Below are 7,870 nucleotides of genomic sequence, written 5' to 3'. Positions count from 1 at the left end.
GTCGATACCAACAATCAAAATGTTTCATTCAATGATAACGATAATGGCTCTTTAAATGATAAGACTTGTTTAGAAGCCATTCCTTATAAACAAGCATTGCAACAAAACGGTTGGGGGGAATTAAAGCCTATCACGGCGGCTCTTTTACCCGTCGAGCCTTTTGACCCATTACAGCTCCCAATGCCATTCATGGACTATATTTATGACGTTTCAGAGCGTCAACAAGCCCCTATGGATTTTATTGCTGTCTCTGCTCTCTGTGCCTTGGCTGCTGTCATTGGTAATGGCGTGCGGGTTGCCCCAAAACAATATGATGATTGGATTGTGGTGCCTAATCTCTGGGGCGCTCTTATTGGTCAATCGTCAACATACAAAACACCAGCCATGAAAGCCGCTTTAGCTCCTATCACTTGCCTTCAAAAGGAATGGTATAAAGACTGGTTAAAGCAAAAAGAAAAACAAGAAATTGAAGAGAGACTTGAAACTTTAGATAAACGAGAAAAGGAAAGACAAGCCAATAAAGCGATAAGAAAAGGAGAGTGTGAAACCGCTCGTGCTCTTTTGTATGAAACGCTCTCTAAAGACAATGCGCATGATGATGATGTCTCTCGTTTTATTGTCAATGATGTGACTGTTGAAAAGCTTGGGGAACTCTTAAAAGAAAACCCCCGTGGTCTCTTAATGGTGCGTGATGAATTATCTGGTTTTTTAGCCAATCTGGAACGAAGAGAATATCAAACAGACCGTGCCTTTTATTTAACAGCTTTTAATGGAGACGATCAATTTACTTATGACCGTATCGAGCGTGGAACCATTTTTATCCCTTATGTCACTTTATCCATGATTGGAGGCATTCAACCTTCACGCATTATTCCGCTCATTCAAGCCATACACCGTGGAATAAACGATGACGGTTTATTGCAACGCTTTCAAATGATTGTCTGGCCCGATGACAATAAAGAGTGGCAATTGGTTGATAAACCGCCCAATCAAGAGGTCTGGCAAAAGTATGAAGGGGTATTTCGCTCTTTTCGTGATAAACGCTTAGGTTCTCCCGAACAACCACTGATTATGCGTTTTTCTCCTAAAGCACAAGTGAAGTTTTATGAATGGTTCGAGCATCTTCATAAAGAGGCAAAAGGAGGTAGTTACTCAGAAAGCTTACAAGCGCATCTTTTGAAAATGCCTAAGACCATAGTAAGTCTTGCATTGATTTTTGAATTAACCGAAGGGGGGCGTTTTGAAATCAATAAAGGTGCCCTTCAAACAGCCTTGCGATGGGAAAAATATTTGTTCAGTCATGTCAAAAGGCTCTATGCGGCGGCGGATAGCTTAGCAACAGAGGGGGCAAAATTGATTGTCGAGCGCTGTGATCATTTACCCGATGTCTTTACTTTACGTGATATTCATCAAAGAAGTTGGATCGGTTTAACAGATAATAAAGCCGTTAAGCAAGCTTTAGAGCTCTTATGTCGTTCCAATCATATTCGTCAAATAGCAAGTGAAAATAACTCCCAAGGCGGTCGACCTACCATACGTTATGAATGGCACCCTTTCGTTAAAAACAACAGCATCAAACAATGAAGCCATTGTAATCTTTTGTTATTCTTAAAACCTTCAAAGATCTTATCGTACCAACAGAGGGTTTACAAAGTATCTTTGAGGGTTTTTGTTTTATAATTTTTTAAAGAAGAAACATACAGAGTTCCTTTTAAATCTTGTGTCAAAGATATCCAAAACACAACCTCTATAGGTTTTGACGGGGTTTTGAGTTTTGAGGGTTGCCCCTTTTAGATAAAAAAACGATAAAAAGTAAAAACGTTATTTTTCAATAGGTTAAGATTTTACAGATCTTAAAAAAACAACTCATATTGATAACACAACCTATAAATTCAACTAATAATATACGTTTTGAAGGGGTTTTGACGGTTTTTATACCTTCAAAACCTATAAGGAAAATGATTCATAAAATCTATCAAAGTACTCATTCTGATATATTAAAGCCCATAGTACATTTATCTTGATTAACCCGTGAAATGAATAGCAAATTTCACTACTTTGCTGATCTTATTCCATGTCATGGGCTGTTGATAAGCAGCCTTAAAGACCCCTTTTGAAAAAAATATCGGCTTTTTTAGCAGTTTTTTTCCCTTTTTTATCGTTATTTGCTTTAAGTGCATTTAATTGAATTCGTTTTGATTCTTTTGATAAATATTAATCATCTCATAAGGTAAGGGATTTTTATTACAATATGCTTCAATCTATTAAGTCTGATAATAAACAATTCACTTTACGCTCCCTTTTACAATCCTATCGTGAACAGGCAACATCAAATGCTCTACGGGGGAAAGTGTTTGAAGATTTTGTGACAAAATATCTTATGCATGACCCTCTCCATTATGGACGATATGAAAAGGTAGAAACCTATTATGAATGGGCTGAAGAGCGTGAAGGTTGGAATAAAAATGATATCGGCATTGATCTGGTCGCTACAATCCGTGATCAAGGAGGTTATGCGGCTATTCAATGTAAGTTTTATCAAGCAGACCATCAGATCAGTAAAAAGGATATTGATAGCTTTATCGCGGCATCTGGAAAAGACATCTTTAAATATCGCCTTCTCGTTGACAGCACAGAAGTGGAATTAAGTGACAATGTGAATGCCATGATTAAAGGACAAGCGATACCCGTTTATCGTATTGACCTTCGTCATATGGAAACAGTCGGATAGATTGGCAAATATTTGCAACGAAAAAAGAAGTTGTTCTGAAATCAACAAAAGAGCCTCGTCCCCATCAAGAAGAAGCCATCAAGAAAGTCTGTGAAGGTTTAAAAGAAGCAGATCGTGGCAAGCTGATTATGGCATGTGGTACGGGGAAGACTTTCACCAGTTTGAAGATAGCAGAAACCCTTGCTGGGAAAGGCAAGCGTGTTTTGTTTCTGGTACCTTCTCTGGCTTTAGTCTCGCAAACAATCCGTGAATGGACAGCCGATGCACAAGTCCCGTTGCGTTCCTTTGCCGTGTGTTCGGATACAAAAGTAGGCAAGCGTCGAAAAAACCAAGATGATATTATTGGTATGGAAACATCAGATCTTGTTCTCCCTGCTACCACGGATGCACAAGCCCTTGCTAAAGAAGCTTGTGAAAACCTCGCAGATGCAATGACGGTTATCTTTTCAACTTACCATTCTATCCAAGTGCTTTCGGATGCACAAAAAGACCATGGGTTACCTGAATTTGATCTGATCATTTGTGATGAAGCCCATAGAACAACTGGGGCTTCATTGGGAACTGAAGACAATGAATCTGAATTTATCAAGGTTCATGATAACAGCATTATTCGAGGTAAAAAACGTCTGTATATGACAGCAACGCCTCGTATCTTTAGTGACACTGCTAAAAGGCACGCTGATGAGATCAATGCCGTTCTCGCCTCTATGGATGATGAAGCACTTTTTGGAAAACAACTCCATCATTATACCTTCGCAGAAGCTGTTGATAATGAACTGTTAACCCCTTACAAAATTGTGGTCTTAGGCATTAATGAAACCTATATCACACCAGCCATACAGGAGATTATTGCCAATGAAAACCGTGAAATTGATTTAGATGATGCGGCAAAAATTATTGGCTGTTATAGAGCACTTACCAAAATAGATAAGCAAGCGGCTGTTGATGATGATGATACAGAGCCCATGCAATGTGCTTTAGCTTTTTGCAAAGACATTAACACCTCTCAATATATAACAAAGCTCTTTAATAAAATTATCAAATCTCATATTGATGATTTCCTTCAAACCGTTCCCTTTCTAAACTGTGAAGTAAGACATATTGACGGAACGCAAAGTGTCAAAAAACGCAATGAGGAACTGGATTGGCTTAAAGAAGATGCGGGTCAAAATGTTTGTCGGATTTTAAGCAATGTTCGGTGTCTGTCTGAAGGAATTGACGTCCCTGCTCTTGATGCGATCATGTTCTTACACCCGCGCAATAGCCAAGTGGATGTGATACAGGCGGTAGGGCGTGTGATGCGCCGTGCTCCAAATAAAAAAACGGGCTATATCATTTTACCCATTATCATTCCTTCACACTTAGAAGCCAAAAAGGCTTTAAAAAACAATAAGAGATACCGTGTTGTTTGGCAAGTTTTGCATGCTTTACATTCTCATGATGAAAGGCTTGCTCGGACGATTAATCAAATGTCTTTAGGACAAGATAGCAGCCATACGATTGAGATTATAGAGATTAAGCGTGCCAATGAATTACAAGAACTCACCACAACGGTTGATGAGATCTCGATACCATCAAAAGCAGAAAGTTCTGGACGTGTCATTGGAACAGCAGAAAGCAAATCTCAATCGGTATCTGGAGGACAAGAAGACTTATTCCCCCGTTCTGAATTTTTTGATTTTGTCAAAGCCATTTTTCTGGATAGTTTTAAAATCACGGATTATTGGGGCATATGGGCGAACAATGTTGCTGAGATTGCTCAAAACCATATCAATCATCTTAAAGATATGATTTCCGATGAAAAGAGTGAAGCCTTTCACGCCTTTGATGCATTCCATAAGGAATTAAAGAACAACGTCAACAGTGAAATCAAACAAGAGGAAGCCATTGAGATGCTTGCACAACATCTTGTCACGCGTCCCGTGTTTGAAGCCTTGTTTGAAGGCAATGAATTTGTACAGAACAATGCCATTTCGCAAGCAATGGATAAGATCTTAACGGAACTGGATAAAACCAATATCGAAGAGAAAACGAAAGATCTTGATAAATTTTACAAAAGTGTCACATTCTGTACAGCAGGTATCACCGAAACGCATGCAAAACAGAATCTTATTATCAAACTTTATGAAAGTTTTTTTGCCAAGGCATTTAAGAAAACCACGGATAAGCTTGGGATTGTTTATACACCCGTTGAGGTTGTTGATTTTATCATTCATTCTGTTGATGATGTGTTGCGTAATGAGTTTGGAAAAAGCTTGGGGTCACGGGGTGTTTCTATTCTTGACCCTTTCACTGGAACGGGAACCTTTATTACACGGCTTTTACAATCCAATCTCATCAAACCAGAGGATATGGAATATAAGTTCCGTCATGATATCCACGCCAATGAGATTGTTTTGCTTGCCTATTACATAGCAGCGATTAACATTGAATCGACTTATCATAGTTTGATGAAAGGTGAGTATATCCCTTTCAAGCATATTGGTTTGACTGATACGTTTCAGATGCTTGAAGAAAAGAACCTTCTGCAAAAATTATTCAAAGAAAACAGTGAATATTTAGAACACCAGAAAAATCTAAATATCGAAGTTATCTTTGGCAATCCTCCCTATTCAACAGGTCAAAAAAGTGCTAATGACAATGCAAAGAATACCCCTTATCCCATATTAAATGACCGTATTCGTGAAACCTATGCTGCTCAATCTGAATCAATCAATATGCAAGCACTTTACGATAGTTATATTCGTGCTATACGCTGGGCTAGTGATCGTATTGATAATGCTGGGGTAATCGGCTTTGTTTCTGGATCTGGTTATATAGAAAAGTCGACAATGGATGGTTTACGAAAATCTTTAGCCAACGAATTTACGAGCATTTATGTACTTAATTTACGGGGGGATATCCGTAAAAATATGTTAAGCGATGGAAAAGCTCAAGAAGGAGAAAATGTTTTTGGTAGTGGTAGTATGACTGGTATTGCCGTAACCTTATTTATCAAAAATCCCAATGTTTCTGAAGAATGTAAAATTTACTATCAGATATTGGTAATAATCGTACGATAAAAGAAAAACTTACAGCTCTTGAATACTTTGGTAGTGTTGGTGGTATTACACGTAAACAAAGCTGGCAAATGATTACACCAGATAAACATGGTGATTGGATAAATCAACGTGATGACAGTTTTGAAACATTCTTAGCTCTAGGTGATAAGAAACCTTATGATAAAAAACTGTTTGAGATTTATTCTTGTGGTCTAAAAACTAATCGTGATGCTTGGGCATATAACTCCAGCCGTGAAGTTTTAAAGAAAAACATGAATAATATGATTGCTTCCTATAATAGCGAAGTGGAACATTTTAATGATACTTATGTACATACTGACCGAAAAACACGTGCTAATGTCGTAGACGATTTCGTCAATACGGATGAACGCAAAATTAGTTGGAGTATTAATCTTAAAAAACATTTAACTAAAGGAAAGATTTTTGAATTTGAAGATATATGCCTTATTCAAAGCCTTTATCGTCCTTTTATACAGCAATGGCTTTATTACAATCGTGCCTTTAATGAAATGGTTGCTAAAATTCCTTGTATATTTCCGATGGGGAAAACGGTTGAAAATAAAGTAATTCAAATTACAGGCATAGGAGCAAGGTGTGGTTTTTCTGTATTTATGACTAAAAATGTGCCTGATTTTCATGCGATGGATACTAGTCAATGCTTTCCGCGCTATATTTACAAAGATAGCACGATCTCAAAAGATAAAAACAAGAAACAATCCTATTTATTTACAGAAGAAAGTAAAACAGCTAGTTTACAAAAGCGTGATGCCATTACGAATGAAGGATTAGCACATTTTAAAGCAGCTTATCCGAATGAAAAAATCACTAAAGATGATTTGTTCTATTACGTCTACGGATTGTTACATTCGGAAGATTATCGTGCTCGTTATGCTGATAACCTCTCTAAAGAATTGCCTCGCATCCCTTGTGTAAAAAGCGCTGAAGATTTTTGGAAGTTTGTTAATGCTGGGCGTGAATTGGGTCATTTGCACGTGAATTATGAAACTGTAGAACCTTATCCCGTGACCTTTAAAAAGGGTAATCCAAAATTAACTGACATCTCTAATCCCGAAAAGTTTTATTACGTTACAGAAATGAAATTCGCAAAAGCAGGTAAAGAGAAAGATAAATCGATTGTTTTTTATAACAGCAATATCACAATAACAGATATCCCTCTTGAAGCTTATGAGTATATCGTCAATGGCAAGCCCGCTCTTGAATGGGTTATGGGGCGTCAATGTGTAAAGACTGATAAAAAGAGTGGCATTGTGAATGATGCCAATCACTATGCTGTTGAAACCGTTGGCAACCCTGCTTATCCATTAGAGTTGTTTCAAAGGGTTATTACCGTAAGTTTAGAGACAATGAAAATCGTTAAGAACCTACCAAAACTAGAAATTAGAGAAACTGAATAACTTAAAAGCGTGCTCACATAATGGGTATGATAAACTCACAACGGGTATAAGGTTTTATACCTATAGGTTCTATGCCCCTTTTATAAATTGCTTACATATAATCTTTAAAAGAATATTTTATATGCGTTATCATAAAAGATAAGGCTTTGCACTTTTTAACACTGTACTTTGGATTGCTTTAAGATTTTTAATAAATCCCATCTTAAAGTGAATACGCTTCTTTTACATTGCCTTTAAAAGATTATACCGTAATCTAAAATGATAGCTTTATTGTTATCAGAAGCTTTGTTTAAAGAGAGTTATGTATATTCATTTTCTTATATTACTTATAGGTTTTGAATGTTTCTCAAACCCCCAAAACACTTACAAAACCCTCTTAAATATATATTAAAGATTGTATTTATGTTTTGTGTTTAATATAGGTTGTTTATTTGAAAGATTAACTTATTGAAATATAATGACTTTTATTTTTTATTGAAAAATATGTAAAGGGGGGAGCGTAAAAAGCACCTCCAAAACCCCCTAAACCTCCAAAACTCATAACCATAATGGTCTTGATAGCATCTATTATGATTATAATCCCTTTCTTTTGAAAGGCTTAAAGGATCATATGCTTTTCATAAAGCACATTTTAATCACTCACTAAAATCATAAGATTCGTC

General features: G+C 36.8%; 1 protein-coding gene and 1 pseudogene. Both read left to right on the top strand.

Features of this window, described 5'->3' with window-relative positions; genetic code table 11:
• Window positions 1–1,584, top strand: a 1,584-nt coding sequence (locus ACFINH_RS08635) for a YfjI family protein (protein WP_375632700.1), incomplete at its 5' end; no start/stop codon positions are given.
• Between the two features lie 667 nt (window positions 1,585–2,251).
• Window positions 2,252–7,208: pseudogene (locus tag ACFINH_RS08630) on the top strand (DEAD/DEAH box helicase).
• The last annotated feature ends 662 nt before the right edge of the window (window positions 7,209–7,870 follow it).

Source organism: Bartonella sp. AA74HLJMH (assembly GCF_042197045.1).
Taxonomy (GTDB): Bacteria; Pseudomonadota; Alphaproteobacteria; order Rhizobiales; family Rhizobiaceae; genus Bartonella.
The sequence above is the reverse complement of the archived record's forward strand: the minus strand, read 5'-3'. Positions and strand labels throughout refer to the sequence as shown.